The sequence below is a fragment of the Dermabacter sp. HFH0086 genome, assembly GCF_000413375.1.
Lineage (GTDB): Bacteria > Actinomycetota > Actinomycetes > Actinomycetales > Dermabacteraceae > Dermabacter > Dermabacter hominis.
In genome coordinates, this window is sequence record NZ_KE340308.1 from 1,240,760 (window position 1) to 1,258,273 (window position 17,514).

The 17,514-nt window shown below is 61.8% G+C and carries 10 protein-coding genes; 9 read left to right on the top strand and 1 reads right to left on the bottom strand.

Translation table 11 applies throughout. From position 1 onward, the window contains the following. Positions 1–52 precede the first annotated feature (52 nt). Entirely contained in the window at positions 53–2,668 is a 2,616-nt protein-coding gene (gene adhE / locus HMPREF1484_RS05350; RefSeq protein ID WP_016664004.1) for a bifunctional acetaldehyde-CoA/alcohol dehydrogenase, read from the bottom strand. Positions 2,669–3,349: 681 nt separating this feature from the next. On the opposite strand from adhE, the gene rplJ reads away from it, so the two are divergent. From rplJ to HMPREF1484_RS05395, 9 genes are all read left to right on the top strand, one after another. Beyond that, positions 3,350–3,865, top strand: coding sequence for a 50S ribosomal protein L10 (rplJ, locus tag HMPREF1484_RS05355; RefSeq protein ID WP_016664005.1), 516 nt, complete (start codon positions 3,350–3,352; stop codon positions 3,863–3,865). A gap of 117 nt (positions 3,866–3,982) precedes the next feature. Beyond that, entirely contained in the window at positions 3,983–4,369 is a 387-nt protein-coding gene (gene rplL, locus HMPREF1484_RS05360) for a 50S ribosomal protein L7/L12 (protein ID WP_016664006.1), read from the top strand. 143 nt (positions 4,370–4,512) lie between these two features. Next, positions 4,513–5,367 carry a hypothetical protein gene (locus tag HMPREF1484_RS05365; protein WP_016664007.1) on the top strand — a complete coding sequence of 285 codons (855 nt, stop codon included), beginning with the start codon at positions 4,513–4,515 and terminating at the stop codon, positions 5,365–5,367. A gap of 15 nt (positions 5,368–5,382) precedes the next feature. Beyond that, positions 5,383–6,159, top strand: a complete 777-nt coding sequence (locus HMPREF1484_RS05370; protein WP_016664008.1) for a hypothetical protein — start codon at positions 5,383–5,385, stop codon at positions 6,157–6,159. A gap of 16 nt (positions 6,160–6,175) precedes the next feature. Next, entirely contained in the window at positions 6,176–6,979 is an 804-nt protein-coding gene (locus HMPREF1484_RS05375; RefSeq protein WP_016664009.1) for a hypothetical protein, read from the top strand. Positions 6,980–7,044: 65 nt separating this feature from the next. Beyond that, the gene (locus HMPREF1484_RS05380; RefSeq protein ID WP_141740593.1) at positions 7,045–7,815 is read left to right on the top strand and encodes a hypothetical protein; all 771 of its coding nucleotides are present in this window, start codon (positions 7,045–7,047) and stop codon (positions 7,813–7,815) included. 306 nt (positions 7,816–8,121) lie between these two features. Then, a complete protein-coding gene (rpoB, locus tag HMPREF1484_RS05385) occupies positions 8,122–11,607 on the top strand; it encodes a DNA-directed RNA polymerase subunit beta (protein ID WP_016664011.1) in 3,486 nt (1,161 codons plus the stop codon). A gap of 117 nt (positions 11,608–11,724) precedes the next feature. Continuing rightward, complete coding sequence (locus tag HMPREF1484_RS05390; RefSeq protein ID WP_016664012.1) at positions 11,725–15,612, top strand: DNA-directed RNA polymerase subunit beta'; 3,888 nt, start codon at positions 11,725–11,727, stop codon at positions 15,610–15,612. Positions 15,613–15,900: 288 nt separating this feature from the next. Next, on the top strand, positions 15,901–17,163 hold the full coding sequence (locus HMPREF1484_RS05395; protein ID WP_016664013.1) for a septal ring lytic transglycosylase RlpA family protein: 1,263 nt from the start codon (positions 15,901–15,903) through the stop codon (positions 17,161–17,163). The last annotated feature ends 351 nt before the right edge of the window (positions 17,164–17,514 follow it).

Here is a 17,514-nt window from a genome sequence, read left to right on the forward strand (position 1 = left end):
GGCCCCGCCAAGCGGAGCCACCCCTCATACCGTTGCGGCGGAAATCCCGCGCTTACTTCGCGTTCTTCTCGCTGTAGTCGAGTTCGCCCTCAAATGCGTCGCGGATGAGCGCCTTGAGTTCACTCACGAGAGGCTGCTTCGGGTTTGCCGGCGTGCATTGGTCCTCGTAGGCGCGATCGGCGAGAGTGTCGATCGTCTTTTCGAGGTGCTCGAGCGTCGCGCCGTTCGCCTTGAGCGACATCTCGATGCCGATGTCCTCGGCGAGCTCGGTGACGGCCTTGACGAGCGAGGCGACGCCTTCCTCCGTGGTCTTCGCCGGGAGGTTGAGTGCGCGGGCAATCTCGGCGAAGTCCTCATCGGCACGGAACGACTCGTACTTCGGGAAGAGCGCGTGCTTCACGGGCTTCTTCGCGTTGTAGTTGATGACGTGCGGGAGGAAGATCGCGTTCGTGCGGCCATGCGCGAGGTTGAACTCGGCGCCGACCTTGTGCGAAAGCGAGTGCACGATACCGAGGAAGGCGTTCGCGAAAGCGATGCCCGCCATGGTGGAGGCATTGTGCATGTTCTCCTTGGCCTCGCGGTCGCCCTCGAGGACAGACTTGCGGAGGTTCGCGAAGATCATCTGGATCGCGCGAAGCGAGAGGCCCTTTGTGTAGTCCGAGGCCATGGTCGAGACATAGGATTCGATCGCGTGGGTGAGCGCGTCCATGCCCGAGTCAGCCGCCGTGCGGGCGGGGACGGTGTCCACGAACTGCGCATCGGCGATGGCGACGTCGGGAAGAATCGCGTAATCGGCGATCGGGTACTTCACGTGGTTCTCGGAGTCGGTGATGACCGCGAACGGGGTGCACTCCGAGCCGGTGCCCGAGGTCGTCGGGATCGCCACGAAGCTTGCCTTTTCACCGAGCTTCGGGAAGGTGTAGGTGCGCTTGCGGATATCGAGGAACTTCTGCTTCATGCCGAAGTAAGAAGCGTTGCCGTCCTCGTAGAACATCCACATACCCTTCGCGGCGTCCATTGCGGAGCCGCCGCCGAGGGCGATGATCGTGTCGGGCTTGAACTGGTTCATCTGCTCGACGCCGCGGAAAACGGTGTCGGAGCTTGGGTTGGGCTCGACGTCCGAGAAGATCTGGTACTGGATTGGGTTGCGGCGTTCGCGAAGCTGCTCGAGAACGATGTCGACGTAACCGAACTGGACCATGCCCGGGTCGGTCACGATGAAGGCTCGGTTGATACCTTCCATGTCGCGCAGGTACTGGGTGGAGTAGCGCTCGAAGTAGGTCTTCGGAACCTTGAACCACTGCATGTTGTTACGACGCTCCGCAATTCGCTTGATGTTGATCAGATCGATGGCCGACACGTTGCGCGACACCGAGTTGTGGCCGTAGGAGCCGCAGCCGAGGGTGAGCGAAGGGATGAGGCCGTTGTAGATGTCACCGATGCCGCCCTGAGAGCTCGGGGAGTTGACGACGATGCGGCATGCGCGCATCGCGATGCCGTATTCGCGCTCCTGCTTCTCGTCGCTCGTGTGGATGACGGCGGTGTGGCCGAGACCGCCGTGTTCGAGAAGCTGATCGGCGAGATCGAAGCCCTCGGCGGCGTCCTTGACGACCTTGTAGCCGAGTACCGGCATGAGCTTTTCCTGGCTGAACGGGTGGTCTTTGCCCACGCCGTCGATCGGCACGAGGAGAACCTTCGTGTAGTCGGGAACGTTGAGCCCTGCGCCTTCGGCGATCTTGAGGGCGCTCGAGCCGACGAGTGCGGGGTTGACTCCACCCTTGTCGGTGATCATGAACTTCTCGAGCTTCGTGCGTTCGGTCTTGTTCAGGAAGTAGCCGCCGTACTTTTCGAATTCGGCAACGAATTCTTTGTTGATGTCGGTGTGAACGAGGACGCTCTGTTCGGATGCGCAGATCATGCCTGAGTCGAAGGTCTTCGACAGTAAAAGATCGTTGACGGTGCGGGAAATCTTTGCGGTCTTGTCCACGTATACGGGAACGTTACCGGGGCCCACGCCGAGGGCGGGCTTGCCGGTGGAGTAGGCGGCCTTGACCATGCCCGAGCCGCCGGTGGCGAGAACGAGGGCGACCTTGTCGTGGTTCATGAGCAGGCCGGTCGCTTCGAGCGACGGCGTTTCGATCCACTGCACGCAGTTCTCGGGCGCGCCGGCCTCGATGGCGGCTTCGTACACGACGCGTGCGGCGTGGGCGGAGCTTTCCTGGGCGCTCGGGTGGAACGCGAAGATGATCGGGTTGCGGGTCTTCAGGGCGATGAGCGACTTGAAGATCGTGGTCGAGGTCGGGTTGGTGGTGGGCGTGACGCCAGCAATGACGCCCACGGGTTCGGCAACTTCAATCACGCCGCGAGTCTTGTCCTCGTGGAGGATGCCGACGGTCTTGTCGTGCTTAATCGAGTTCCAAATGTATTCGGAAGCGAAGATGTTCTTGATGATCTTGTCTTCGTACACACCGCGACCGGTCTCTTCGACGGCGTGCTTGGCGATCGCCATGTGTTGGTCCAGGGCAGCGAGGGCCGCCTGGTGCACGATGTGATCGACCTGCTCTTGTGTGAAGTCGCGGAACTCTTTGAGCGCGGTCGCGCCCTTGTCTGCGAGAGCGTCGATCATCGCCTGCGTGTCCGTATCGGGCGTAGCTTTGGCGTCTGCCATGAGCGTGTCCATCCTTTTCTGCGGGTGGAGTGAATAGATAAGTACGTCGTTGTGACTCCAACCTACGTGGCTGCCGTGGTGCACTCAACAACGTTTGATAGCTGTCTAGATTAAGCAAAAGTGCAGGTCAGAGAGTTTGTTTGCGGAAGGTTGGGGGTGTGGTGTGCGGATCTGGAAATAGTGGGCCCGGACCAGCTTTGGTCTCGGCCACAAGCGCCAGTCTAGCGCTCTAGGGGTATAAGGTCCCCGAATGACCTGCATGTTCATTGAGACCATGAATAGTGGGTGAAGTTGGACCTCGAGAGAGGGTGACGAGGCCGGAATGGAAGCGCGGTAACGTGCCGGTTAGGGTCCGACGGCAGCCGAAGGGATATTGGTCCCCATTTTTGAACTGTGGCCCGATTCACGTCGGCATGAAGTGCGGCTTGCTTGTGGGAGGGATCACCGCTCGTGGGGTTTCGCTGCCGCGGGTGTGGGGGTAAAGTTGATCTCACCGAAGACCGCCGGTCGTCGCCCTGCCATCAGGGGGACCGAAAGCTTTCACTGTGGTGAAACGGCCTGCGCAGGTGCTCAAGAAGCGATACGCAATATACGTGCGTGCTCAAGCCTTGACCCTGCGGTCAGGGCTTTTTTCATGACTGAAGCTTTCAGGCCGGCCTCGAGACCTCTGGAAGGAGGGCCATGGCGAGGCCTGACAAGGCAGCTGCCGTTGCCGAGCTCACGGAACTGTTCCGCGAGTCGAGCGCGGCAATTCTGACCGAGTACCGCGGGCTGAGCGTTGACCAGCTCAAGACGCTGCGTCGTTCGCTCGGTGCCGACACTACCTACGCCGTGGTAAAGAACACGCTTGCTGCTATCGCGGCGCGGGAAGCTGGGATCGACGCCTTTGAGGGCGATCTCAACGGCCCTACTGCGATCGCGTTCATTAAGGGCGAGCCGGTCGAACCGGCTAAGGCTCTGCGTGACTTTGCCAAGGACAACCCCATGCTGGTCGTCAAGTCCGGTTACTTTGAGGGCAAAGCCCTCACGGCTGACGACGTTGAGAAGCTTGCCGATCTCGAATCGCGCGAGGTTCTTCTTGCCAAGACTGCCGGTGCTCTCAAGGCATCGATGTCGAAGGCTGTTTTCGTTCTCGCTGCGCCGCTCACCAAGACCGCGCGCACCGTGGACGCCCTGCGTGCCAAGAACGAGGGCTGAGGCTTCGAGTCTCATCCCGAGGCGTGATGCACGCGCTCGGCACAACCTTTTACACATACACTCGGCGCACACGCGCCTGGCACCCGTGGGTGCCACTTGACAGGAAGGACTAGCCCAATGGCTAAGCTCACCAACGAAGAGCTCATCGAAGCTTTCAAGGAAATGACCCTCATCGAGCTCTCCGAGTTCGTGAAGCAGTTCGAAGAGGTCTTCGACGTGACCGCTGCTGCCCCCGTTGCCGTTGCCGCTGCTGGCGGCGCTGCCGGTGGCGAAGCTGCCGCTGCTGAGGAGAAGGACGAATTCGACGTCATCCTCGAGTCGGTCGGTTCGGCCAAGATTGCCGTCATCAAGGAGGTGCGCGCTCTCACGGGTCTCGGCCTCAAGGAGGCGAAGGACCTCGTTGATGGCGCTCCGAAGCCGGTTCTCGAGGCTGCCTCGAAGGAAGACGCTGAGAAGGCCAAGGAGCAGCTCGAGGGCGCTGGCGCAACCGTCACCCTCAAGTGATTCCTGCGCTTTAGGCGCATTTCATAGCGAAAGGGTCGCCCCTGGGGGCGGCCCTTTTTGCTACGAGCCCGAAGGTGTGAGGAGGCTCTCAAGGGTGGCTGGTAAGGTATGCCCGGACCTTGCCCCCTGCCCTAAGGACCCCCATGTCACGTACACGTCCCACGTTGACCCGCGCCGCGCGAGGCGTCGCCGCGCTGCTGCTTGCAACTTCCCTCGCAGCCTGCGGGGCGCTCGGGAGCAGCGTCGCTAAAAAGGAGGAAACCTCTCCCGCAGCCACCACTTCGAGCTCGAGTGGAGGATCTGCCGAGCCGAGCGAGGGGGCGAGTAGCGATCCAAGCGATACGTCGAGCGCCACGCCGGGGGGCACCTCCTCTGCATCTCCCACCGACGATGAAAGCGCCCCCGCAGCTCAAGGGGAGGAGCAGCCTGCCGGCAGCGTGGACAATCCCGCGACGTGGCTTGCGAACACTCCTTACGTTCCGCTCAAGGGCATCGAAGGTGTGACGGTCGATGTGCTGCAAGGCGGCCCATCCGGCGACGGAACATTCACCCTGAGCTTTACGTTCGAACATCCGAATGCATCGCAGAGCTGTGTGGACGCTGTGGCTAAATTGAACGAGTTTGAAGTTCCCATCCAGGGCATGGCTATTGCGAAGTACGAAGGTGACTTCGAGGCGTTGGATGAGACGGAAGGGGCAGCGACCGTGCAGTCAGCTGCGGTTGTGACCAAAGAGGACTTGAATCTCGGCGATGCCTATAACGACGTCATCAGTGAGTGTGCGAACACCCCCGGGGAGCCGAAGTCGGTCGTGGAAAAGCTTCCCGGGCACGACGGTATTCACGCCCGATTGGGGTCTGCGGACCTGCTAATTGTGTGTAAATCGCACGGCAATCGGCACGTCTGGATGATCCTTGCGAATGTCGAGCCTGAGCAAGCAAAAACATACATCGATGCCCAAATCGATCTTTTTGATCGCACTGTGACGAATGCCGCCTGACCGGTGAGGCTTTTCATGATCAACTCAACTGCGCTCATGTCTGTTCGCCGCCCACGTGTGTGGTTTTCGGGCCTCGCCGCTCTCGCCCTAGCCACATCGCTGACTGGGTGCGGAGCGCTTACCGATGCTGGACAGAACGACCAAGCGGGCTCCTCGTCGAACTCGCATAATGCAGGCGACAACGGGCAAACGAAGGGGAGCGGCGGGCGCGGCGTTCCCGACCGGAAAAAGCAGCCCGCGGGCAATCCCGATGATGTGAAGTCATGGCTTCTTACCGAGGAGCATTTGCCGGTGGACGGCATGAAGCCCAGGGAGGTAGAAGTCGACAAGGAGGAGGGCGACTTCGAGCTGAGCTTCTCACTCGAGCACCCGAATATTTCAGCAGAATGCACAGACGCAGTCACCACGCTCGACAATACATCGTTTACGTCCGAGGCTGTTGCGACCAGTGTGCTTCGAGGGCAGCCCGCTCCGGGCTCCGTCAATGCGGAGTCGATGATTAAGATTGTCGCGCTGACGACCCCCGACGACATGAACGTCATGGACTTCTACAACGATGTTGTGCAAAAGTGCGGAAATATCCAGGGCGCGCCCCCGGTCACCGTTGAAAAACCTTTTGGTGGTGAAGGGGTGCACGTCAAGCTTCCCGACGAAGAGTTCTTCCTCGCTGGAAAGTCCAGCGGCAAGCGCCATATCTTTGTCGTCATGTCCGATGTCGGTGATGACGAGGCCAAGGCCGTGATCGATGCCCAGATCGACCTTTTTGAACGCTCCGTAGGTAACGCAACGTAATGGCGAGGTGCTCCCCATGACTCAGACGATCTTTCCCACTGCTCTCTTGCGCCCGCGCGCGTGGGTTTCAGCCCTCGCCGCACTTGCCCTTGTCGGCGCTCTGGGCGGGTGTGGCGCGCTCAGTGCGAGGGAACAGGAAAAGTCCGACGCCTCCTCCACTTCCGCTGACTCTTCGGCGGGCGCAGAAAACTCCGGATCCTCAAGCAAGGGCGGAACGGGCAAAACCTCAGCCGGTGGAGTTGGTGAGCAAGAGGCGGGCGACGTGAACGACCCGGCGACGTGGATTCTGAAGCCCGAGAATACCCTCATCGATGGCGTCGAGGATTACGACCTCAAGACCTCGATTGAGGACTCAAGCGATCGAGACTTCACACTGCAATTTACACTCGGCGCCGAAGCCGCACAGATTCCCGAGTGCGCCGAGGTTTCGCAGAAGATCGAGAGCTTTCACGGCACTATCGCTCAAGGTGCGATTGCGACGTATAAAGGTGATATCGCACCTGTGACACCCGGCGAGGACGTGAGCATCAATGCTGCGACGGTCATCCTTGACGAGGAAACTGACGTGATGACGCTCTATAGCCAGGCGGCGAAGGCATGTGGCGATATCGGCGGGAAATTCGACGTGAGCGTCGAGCAGGTCGACGACCTTGACGTTGTTCACATCATGGCTGATGGAAAGCACTTCTATATTGGTGGGCGCTCCGCCGGCAAGGCGCAACTTTTCCTTTATGTTCAGGGCGTCGAAGAATCCCAAGCGGTCGCCTTCATCAAAGCTCAAGTAGACCTTTTCGATCGATCAGTGGACTCTGCCGGGTAGACATTTGTAGCGCCGAGGCCGGGTGTGCGCTTGGAAAGGACGTAGGTGTCGTGAAGTGCTTTGTCGTGAACGAACCTGGTCTTCTCACGGTTCGGAGGTTTTCCGTAGCGCTTGCCGTACTCGCCCTGACGCTGTCTGCATCAGGCTGTGGAGCACTGAAGAGCGTGGGCGCGGGTGGACAACCCGCACCCACGAGCGCTGTGCCGAGCGAGCAGCCGTCGGACCAAGATTCCCCCGAAGAGCCGGTGGGCGAGCCCGCAAAGTGGCTTCTCACGCCAGAGGACTCGGGCGAGTTGCTGATCCTTAGCGAGGTCGACATCACAACGGAGCGACCAGCCAATAAGCAGATATCTTTCCCTATTGAAATCCCCGACCCAAGCTACCTTGAGGCGGACTACAGAAAAGAATGCAAAGCGGCAGTGGAAGCGATGCAGACACCGCAATCCGGCGTGCACACAGTCGTGACGGCTGAATACACGGAAGACCCCGACTGGCAGGGGAGTGTGGGTGAACCCCCGAAGGCTCGGGTCATCGCGTTCCAGACCGACGAGGACGTCAATATCATGGAGGTCTTTCGTCTCCCGTGGGGAACGTGCCCCGACGAGCGAGGGGAGAAGCCGAGCTTCTACGAATACATCACCCCGGGCGGCGAAGATATGGACACGTTTGTGTACATGCACTTTTCCGACGGTGAAGGCATGTATTCGACCTCCTACTTCGGCGTAGTGTCCCGAGGAAAGAACCACATTTTCATCCAGGTGGACAACATCGACGCTCCGACCAGTGCCCCGTTCATCAAAGCGCAGATCGAAAAATTCAAGCGTGAAGCGGCGTGAGGAACCCCGCACGTGCATCCAGGCGCGACCTTCCCACCGAGGCGACGTGCGCGGCTGTCGAGTCGATACGACCGGCCCACGCGGGACGGCTCGACTGCTGACGTGACCACAGTCTCGCCAGTTTTTTCGTGCGAGGTCTTGAGGGCGGAGCCACTCTCGCATACTCTTGAAACTTAGCGCCCGTGTTTCGTGCGCCCTTTTTCAACTCATTCGACTCATATAGCGGGGTTGGTCGTGAATGAGGGGCCGAAGCACATCGAGTCTATCGAAGCGTGTACGAGTCCTCATCCCGTGGAAGGATAACCCTTGGCTGCCTCGAGCACCGATTCTCACACCACTGCACTGCGCACCGCCTCGCCCCGCGTCACCTTCGCGAAGCTTGGCGATCCCATCGAAGTTCCCGATCTTCTTTCGCTCCAGACGAGCTCGTTTGACTGGCTGCTCGGTAACGAGCGCTGGCAGGAGCGCGCGGCCGAAGCAGAAGCGGCCGGACGCGAAGACGTCCCGCAGACCTCTGGCCTCGCCGACATTTTCGAAGAGATCTCGCCCATTGAGGATCTCGCCGGAAATATGTCGCTCTCCTTCAGGAACCACTCCTTCGAAGAGCCGAACTACTCGGTCGAGGAGTGCAAGGAAAAGGACCTCACCTACGCCGCCCCGCTGTACGTGACGGCGGAGTTCATGAACAACGAGACCGGTGAGATCAAGACCCAGACCGTGTTCATGGGCGATTTCCCGCTCATGACCGACAAGGGCACGTTCATCATCAACGGCACCGAGCGCGTCGTTGTTTCGCAGCTCGTGCGCTCGCCCGGCGTGTACTTCGAAGAGAGCATCGACAAGACGAGCGACAAGCACGTCTTTAGCGCGAAGGTCATCCCCTCGCGCGGTGCATGGCTCGAATTCGAGGTCGACAAGCGCGACCAGGTTGGTGTGCGCATCGACCGTAAGCGCAAGCAGTCCGTGACGACCCTCCTCCAGGCGCTCGGCATGTCCAAGAGCGACATCCTCGAGGAGTTCGGCGAGTTCGAATCGATGCGCGCCACGCTCGAAAAGGACAAGGTTGAGTCTCAGGACGAGGCCCTCATGGACATCTACCGCAAGCAGCGCCCGGGCGAACCGCCCAGTCGCGATGCTGGCGAGACGATGCTCAACAACCTCTACTTCAATGACAAGCGCTACGACCTCGCGAAAGTCGGCCGCTACAAGATCAACAAGAAGCTTGGTCTCGAAGGCCCGCTCAGTGAGAGCGTGCTCAACCTCGAGGATGTCATCGCGACGATCAAGTACATCGTTGCTCTCCACGCTGGCATGGACAGCATGGAGAACAGCTTCGGCACCGAGATCCGCGTGGAAACGGACGACATCGACCACTTCGGCAACCGTCGTATTCGCGCCGTAGGCGAGCTCATCCAGAACCAGGTTCGCACGGGCCTGTCCCGCATGGAGCGCGTCGTTCGCGAGCGCATGACGACCCAGGACGTCGAAGCGATCACGCCGCTCACGCTCATCAACATCCGTCCCGTGACCGCGGCGATCAAAGAGTTCTTCGGAACCTCGCAGCTCTCGCAGTTCATGGACCAGAACAACCCGCTTTCGGGCCTCACCCACAAGCGCCGCCTCTCGGCGCTCGGCCCGGGCGGCCTGTCGCGCGACCGTGCCGGCATGGAAGTTCGAGACGTGCACCCCTCGCACTACGGCCGCATGTGCCCGATCGAGACGCCGGAAGGCCCGAACATCGGTCTTATCGGTTCGCTCGCAACCTTCGCGCGCATCAATCCGTTCGGTTTCGTCGAGACCCCGTACCGCAAGGTTGTTGACGGTGTCGTGACCGACGAAATCGTCTACCTGACGGCTGACGACGAGGATCGCCACATCATCGCTCAGGCAAACGCCAAGATCGATGAGAACGGAAAGTTCCTCGAAGACCAGGTGCTCTCGCGTATGCCCGGTGGCGAGCCCGAGCTGATCGACCCGAGCGACGTCACCTACATGGACGTTTCGGCTCGACAGATGGTGTCGGTCGCAACCGCGATGATTCCGTTCCTCGAGCACGACGACGCGAACCGTGCTCTCATGGGCTCGAACATGCAGCGCCAGGCCGTCCCGCTCCTGCGCACCGAGATGCCTCTCGTGGGTACGGGTATGGAGCGTCGTGCAGCTGTTGACGCCGGCGATGTGATTGTTGCGGAGAAGGCCGGTGTGATCACCGAGCTTTCCGCCGACCTCATCACCGTTGCGGCGGATGACGGCACGAACCAGACCTACCGCATTGACAAGTTCCAGCGTTCGAACGCCGGTAACTGCTACAACCACCGCGTTCTCTTCGACGAAGGTGACCGCGTTGAGGCCGGCTCGGTCCTCGCCGATGGCCCCTCGACCGAAGACGGCGAGCTTTCGCTCGGCAAGAACCTCCTCGTGGCGTTCATGTCGTGGCACGGCCACAACTACGAGGACGGCATCATCCTGTCCTCGCGCCTCGTCCAGGACGACGTGCTCACGTCGATCCACATCGAGGAGCACGAAGTCGATGCCCGTGATACCAAGCTCGGTAAGGAAGAGATCACGCGCGACATCCCGAACGTTGGCGAAGACGTTCTCGCCGACCTCGACGAGCGCGGCATCATCCGTATCGGCGCCGAGGTTGTCCCCGGTGACATCCTCGTCGGCAAGGTCACCCCGAAGGGTGAAACTGAGCTGACACCCGAGGAGCGCCTCCTGCGCGCGATCTTCGGTGAGAAGGCCCGCGAGGTGCGCGACACGTCGCTTCGCGTTCCCCACGGTGAATCCGGCACCGTGATCGGCGTGCGCGTGTTCGATTCGGAAGAAGATTCGGACATCCTCCCGACCGGCGTCAACGAGATGGTGCGCGTGTACATCGCGCAGAAGCGCAAGATCACCGACGGTGACAAGCTCGCTGGCCGCCACGGCAACAAGGGCGTCATCGCGAAGATCCTGCCCGTCGAGGACATGCCGTTCCTCGAAGACGGCACCCCGGTGGACATCATCCTCAACCCGATGGGTGTGCCCGGTCGTATGAACATCGGCCAGGTGATGGAAACTCATCTCGGGTGGGTTGCGAAGTCCGGTTGGGACATCGACGAATCCAACCCCGCCGCTAAGGATCTCCCGAAGGACGCCCTGCACGGTGAGCCCGGCACCCCGGTTGCCGTGCCCGTGTTCGACGGCCTGAGCGACACTGAGCTCGGCGCTCTCGTCGAGAACTACAGGCCGAACCGCGACGGCGAGCGCATGATCCGCCCGAACGGTAAGGCACGCCTGCTCGACGGCCGCACCGGCGAGCCGTTCCCGCACGAGATTTCGGTCGGCTACATGTACATCCTCAAGCTGCACCACCTCGTCGACGACAAGCTGCACGCTCGCTCGACCGGCCCGTACTCGATGATCACCCAGCAGCCGCTCGGTGGTAAGGCCCAGTTCGGCGGTCAGCGCTTCGGCGAGATGGAGGTGTGGGCACTCGAGGCCTACGGCGCCGCCTACGCCCTTCAGGAGCTCCTCACGATCAAGTCGGACGACATCACGGGCCGCGTGAAGGTCTACGAGGCGATCGTCAAGGGCGACAACATTCCCGAGCCGGGCATTCCCGAGTCGTTCCGCGTGCTCCTCAAGGAAATGCAGTCCCTGTGCCTGAACGTCGAAGTCCTCGGCGCCGACGGCCAGAACCTCGAGGTGCGCGACCGCGACGAAGACATCTTCCGCAGCGCGGAGGAACTCGGGATCAACCTGTCGAGCCGCCCGAACGAGGGCGCGATCAATATCGAAGAGGTCTGATCGATCGTCGGGGGAGGGTCCGACGATTGCCCAGCGACCGTCGGACCTTCATCCCCCGAAGATCTCAGCCCCAACCATTCAGACCTTGACGACTTTTTAGACGAGAGAAGGACACACGTGCTCGACGTCAACCACTTTGACGAGCTCAAGATCGGCCTCGCGACGGCCGACGACATCCGTTCCTGGTCATACGGCGAAGTTAAAAAGCCCGAAACCATCAATTACCGCACCCTCAAGCCCGAGATGGACGGCCTCTTCTGTGAGCGCATCTTCGGCCCGACCCGCGACTGGGAGTGCTACTGCGGCAAGTACAAGCGCGTGCGATTCAAGGGAATCGTGTGTGAGCGCTGTGGCGTAGAGGTCACCAAGTCTTCCGTGCGCCGTGAGCGCATGGCCCACATCGAGCTTGCGGCTCCCGTGACGCACATCTGGTATTTCAAGGGCGTGCCGAGCCGCCTCGGCTACCTGCTCGACCTCGCGCCGAAGGATCTCGAGAAGGTCATCTACTTCGCGGCCTACATGATCACGAAGGTCGATGACGAGGCCCGTCACACCGACATGCCCGAGCTTCAGAGCCGCCACGACCTCGAGATCCGTGAACTCGAAAATGAGCGCGATGCCGCGATCAACGATCGCGCGGTAGCTGCCGAGAAGGACCTCGCTCAGCTCGAGGAAGAAGGCGCGAAGGCCGACGCGAAGCGTAAGGTTCGCGATTCCGCGGAGCGCGAGCAGGCACAGATCCGCAAGAAGTATGACGCTGAGATCACGCGCGTGCAGAACGTGTGGGAGCGCTTCAAGAACCTCGAGGTTGCCGACCTCGAGGGCGACGAACAGCTCTACCGCGCGATGAAGCTCCGCTACGGCCACTACTTCGAAGGTGGCATGGGTGCCGAGGCCGTGCAGCAGCGCCTGCTCGACTTCGACCTCGACTCCGAGGCTGAGAAGCTCCGCGAGGTCATCGCGAACGGCAAGGGGCAGAAGAAGGCTCGCGCCCTCAAGCGCCTCAAGGTCGTTTCGGCGTTCCAGCAGACGACCAACTCGCCCGCCGGCATGGTGCTTGACTGCATCCCCGTGATCCCGCCGGATCTTCGCCCCATGGTGCAGCTCGACGGTGGCCGCTTCGCGACCTCCGACCTCAACGACCTGTACCGACGTGTCATCAACCGCAACAACCGTCTCAAGCGCCTCATCGACCTCGGTGCGCCCGAGATCATCGTGAACAACGAAAAGCGCATGCTTCAGGAGTCGGTTGATTCGCTGTTCGACAACGGCCGCCGCGGCCGCCCCGTCACGGGACCCGGCAACCGCCCGCTCAAGTCGCTCTCCGACATGCTCAAGGGCAAGCAGGGTCGTTTCCGTGCGAACCTGCTCGGTAAGCGCGTGGACTACTCGGGCCGCTCGGTTATCGTGAACGGCCCGGAGCTGCACCTTCACCAGTGTGGTCTCCCGAAGGGCATGGCTCTCGAGCTGTTCAAGCCGTTCGTCATGAAGCGCCTCGTGGATCTCTCCCTCGCGCAGAACGTCAAGGCCGCCAAGCGCATGGTCGAGCGTTCGCGCCCCGAGGTGTGGGACGTTCTCGAAGAGGTCATCACCGAGCACCCCGTGCTGCTCAACCGTGCACCCACGCTTCACCGCCTCGGTATTCAGGCGTTCGAGCCGAAGCTCGTCGAGGGCAAGGCCATCCACCTGCACCCGCTCGTGTGTGGCGCCTTCAACGCTGACTTCGACGGTGACCAGATGGCCGTGCACCTCCCGCTTTCGCCCGAGGCGCAGGCAGAGGCGCGCATCCTCATGCTCTCCTCGAACAACATCCTCAAGCCGTCGGACGGCCGCCCCGTGACGATGCCCGCACAGGACATGGTCATCGGCCTCTACCACCTGACGACCCCGAAGCCCGAGGCACTCGGCCATGGCCGCTCGTTCTCGTCGATCGCCGAGGCGATCATGGCTTTCGATAACAACGAGATCGACCTGAACGCACCGATCAAGGTGCGCTTCACCGATGTCGTGCCGCCGTCGGACTGGAAGGCTCCCGAGGGCTGGAGCGAGGGTGACCCGATCACCCTCGAGACCACGCTCGGCACCTACTACTTCAACGAGACCCTCCCCGAGGACTTCCCCTACGTTGAAGGCCAGGTTGGCAAGAAGCGCCTCGGTGGCGTCGTGAACGCGCTCGCCGAACGCTACGACAAGGGCCAGGTGTCGGCCTCGCTCGACGCGCTCAAGTCCTACGGCTTCTCGTGGTCGACCTACTCGGGCGTGACCTTCGCGTTCAGTGACGTTGTGGCGCCGCCGAACAAGCCGGAGATCATCGCGAAGTACGAAGCGAAGGCCGCGCAGGTCGAGGAGAACCGCGACCTTGGTCTCGTCTCCGAAGCTGAGCGCAGCAGCGAGCTCATCGACATCTGGACCGAGGCGACCAACGAGGTTGCCGAGGCGATGAAGGCGAACTTCCCGGTGGACAACACGATTTACCGCATGGTGCACTCCGGTGCCCGTGGTAACTGGATGCAGATCCGCCAGATCGCCGGTATGCGTGGCCTCGTAAACAACCCGAAGGGCGAGATTATTCCCCGCCCGATCCTCTCGAACTACCGCGAGGGTCTCTCTGTGCTCGAGTACTTCATCGCCTCGCACGGTTCGCGTAAGGGCCTTGCCGATACCGCACTCAAGACCGCGCAGTCGGGTTACCTGACGCGTCGTCTCGTGGACGTCTCCCAGGACGTCATTGTGCGTGAGGGCGATTGTGGAACCTCGAAGGGCTTCACGATGGCCATCGGTCAGGACCTCGACGGTGTCATCGTGCCCGCCGACAACGTTGAGATCACGGCGTACGGCCGTACGCTCGCGCAGGACGTGGCAGGCGAAGACGGCACGGTTCTCGCATCCGCCGGTGACGACGTCGGCGATGTGCTCATTGAGAAGCTCCTCGCAGCGGGTGTCACCGAGGTGAAGGTCCGCTCCGTTCTCACGTGTGACTCCGCCGTGGGCACGTGTGCGCAGTGCTACGGACGCTCCCTCGCGACCGGCCAGCTCGTGGACATCGGCGAGGCCGTTGGCATCGTCGCCGCCCAGTCGATTGGTGAGCCCGGTACCCAGCTCACGATGCGTACCTTCCACTCCGGTGGTGTGGCGTCGGCTGAGGGCGACATCACGCACGGTCTCCCGCGTGTGCAGGAGCTCTTCGAGGCACGTACCCCGGCGGGCTTCGCCCCGATCACCGAGGTTGCGGGCCGCGTGAGCGTCGACGACTCCGAAAAGCAGCGCAAGCTCACCGTGACGCCGGATGACGGCAGCGAACCCGTGACCTACACGCTTTCGCGTCGCGTGACCCCGCTCGTCTTCGACGGCGACCACGTCGAGGTCGGCCAGCAGCTCTCCCCGGGCTCGGTTGACCCGAAGCAGGTGCTTCGCATCCTCGGCCCGCGCGCCGTGCAGAAGCACCTCGTGGACGAAGTCCAGAAGGTGTACGTCAGCCAGGGTGTGGACATTCACGCCAAGCACATCGAGGTCATCGTTCGCCAGATGCTGCGCCGCGTGACGATCGTGGCCTCCGGCGACACGAAGCTTCTGCCCGGCGACCTCGTCGAGAACGCCGCGTTCATCGAAGCCAACCGCGCTGCCCTCGCCGAAGGTGGGGAGCCCGCGCAGGGCCGCCCCGAGCTCATGGGTATCACGAAGGCGTCGCTTGCGACCGAGTCGTGGCTTTCGGCCGCCTCGTTCCAGGAGACGACTCGCGTTCTCACCGAGGCTGCACTCAGCTCCAAGAGCGACAAGCTCATGGGCCTCAAGGAGAACGTCATCATCGGTAAGCTCATCCCCGCGGGCACGGGCCTTCCCCGCTTCCGCAACTTTGAGGTGGAGCCGACCGACGAGGCGAAGGCGCAGATGTACACGGTTCCCGGATACGACGACTTCGGTCTCACCGACTTCAGTGGTGCCGGCTCGAGCCTGAACCTCGACGACTTTAGCTACTCGGATCCGTTCAATACGGACTTCCGCTGATCTTCGCGCCTTCGGGCGTCACCGGAGGGCCGGTCCTTCCCCAAGCGGGGGAGGGCCGGCCCTCTCTTTTCTCTGTTGCCGCGCCGATCGCAGCGCTGCCTGCGCATGTGTGAGACAAACCGCGGCGAGCGTCAAGCGTTGGCAAAATAGCGGTTTGTCTTGTTTTAAGGCTTGGTGTTGCGGGTACCGTCCCGCTTTCGTGCGCGACAAGATGGAGACATCCGAAATCCGCACTCGCGCCCACCGTGCGCGACGCTTCCCGTGCACTCGTCAATGCGAAGGACACTCGTGAAGAAGAAGACTCCGATTATCGCCGCAGCCGCACTCGCGACCGTATTCGCGGGCGGTGGCGGTGGCGCAGCCTACGCGATGTCGAACGAAGTCACCGTGAACGCCTACGGCCGCGTGGCAACGTTCCGCACGTTCGACACGCAGGTGGCCGACATCCTCGAAGCGCACGGCGTGGATGTCTCCCACACCGATCTCGTGAAGCCGGCTCTCGGCGAGACCGTCGACTCGGGTGACAAGATCGTTGTGAAAGAACGCGACGAGGTCAAGCTCAGTGTCGACGGCGCAGAGCAGTCGGTCCTCGTCGAGGGCGACACCGTTGCAGATGCCCTCGCGCAGGCCGGAATCGACGCCGAAGGGGCCGCGATTTCCCCGAAGCCCGACACCAAACTTGAGGATGTCGACGGTCCTGTGACCGTGACGACCCCCAAGGACATCACCGTTACCGGCATGAACGGCTCTTGGGTTGCGAAGGGCACGACCGTTCGAACCGTTCAGGACCTCCTCGATAAGTACTTCGCCGACTCGGTTGACGCCGACGACGACGTCACGCCCTCGCGTGACACCGTGCTCAAGAATGGCGACACGATTCACCTCGTGCGCCTCAGCTCCGAGGAAAAGACCGAGAAGGTCGCGATCGACTACAAGACCGAGACTCGCAAAGATGACGCGATCTACGAAGGCGAAACTCGCGTGGTCACGAAGGGTGAGAAGGGCGAAAAAACTATCGTCAAGAAGGTTTCGACGACCGACGGGAAAGTGACGGGCGAGGAAGTCGTGAAGGAAGAGGTCACGAAGGAACCCGTCACCGAGGTCGTCGCCAAGGGCACCAAGAAGCGCCCCGCTGAGGAACCGAAGAACGCGGAACCGAAGAGCGAGAACGTGAGCAAAGATAGTGGCGACGCCCCGAAGCAGAGCCGCAAAAAGCGCAGCGAATCCGCGCCTCAAGGCGGCAAGGCTGTGAGCGGCGTTCGTTCGTGCGGTGCCTCGTTCTACGGCAACGGCGACGGCACGGACGGCGGCCCCACGGCAAGCGGCGAGCGTTTCAACACGCATGCGTACACCGCGGCCCACAAGAGCCTGCCTTTCGGCACCCGCGTGCGCGTGACCAACAAGGCCAACGGCCGCAGCGTGGTCGTGCGCATCAACGACCGTGGTCCATACGTGGGCGGTCGCTGCCTCGACCTTTCCTACGCGGCGATGAAGAGCATCGGCGGCGTGAGCTCCGGCGTGGCGCGCGTCGACTGGCAGATCGTCGAGTAAGCCACCATGACAAAAAGCGGGCCGACGGTACTCAGCTACCGTCGGCCCGTTTCCTTTGCTGTTGCCTGCGCGACACTTCCAGGTTCCCGTGCATGTGATGTACGACGAACTGGCCCCAGTCCTTTGACCGGAATAAAAGGCGCAACGTAGACTGATGAACTGTGCCTGGGTGCCCTATGCCCTCTCGCGGCCTCGCCTCGTGCGAGTGTAATGAGCGGGGGTACGGTACCGCAGTCACCGGGCCTCATGAGGGGTCCGTGCGGGTCGAGATTGACACCCCTCGCGGCGTCATCTCGGGTCGCGGCCCACTCCACACCCGTGGACCCGGTGCTTCGGCGCCTGTGGGCAAAG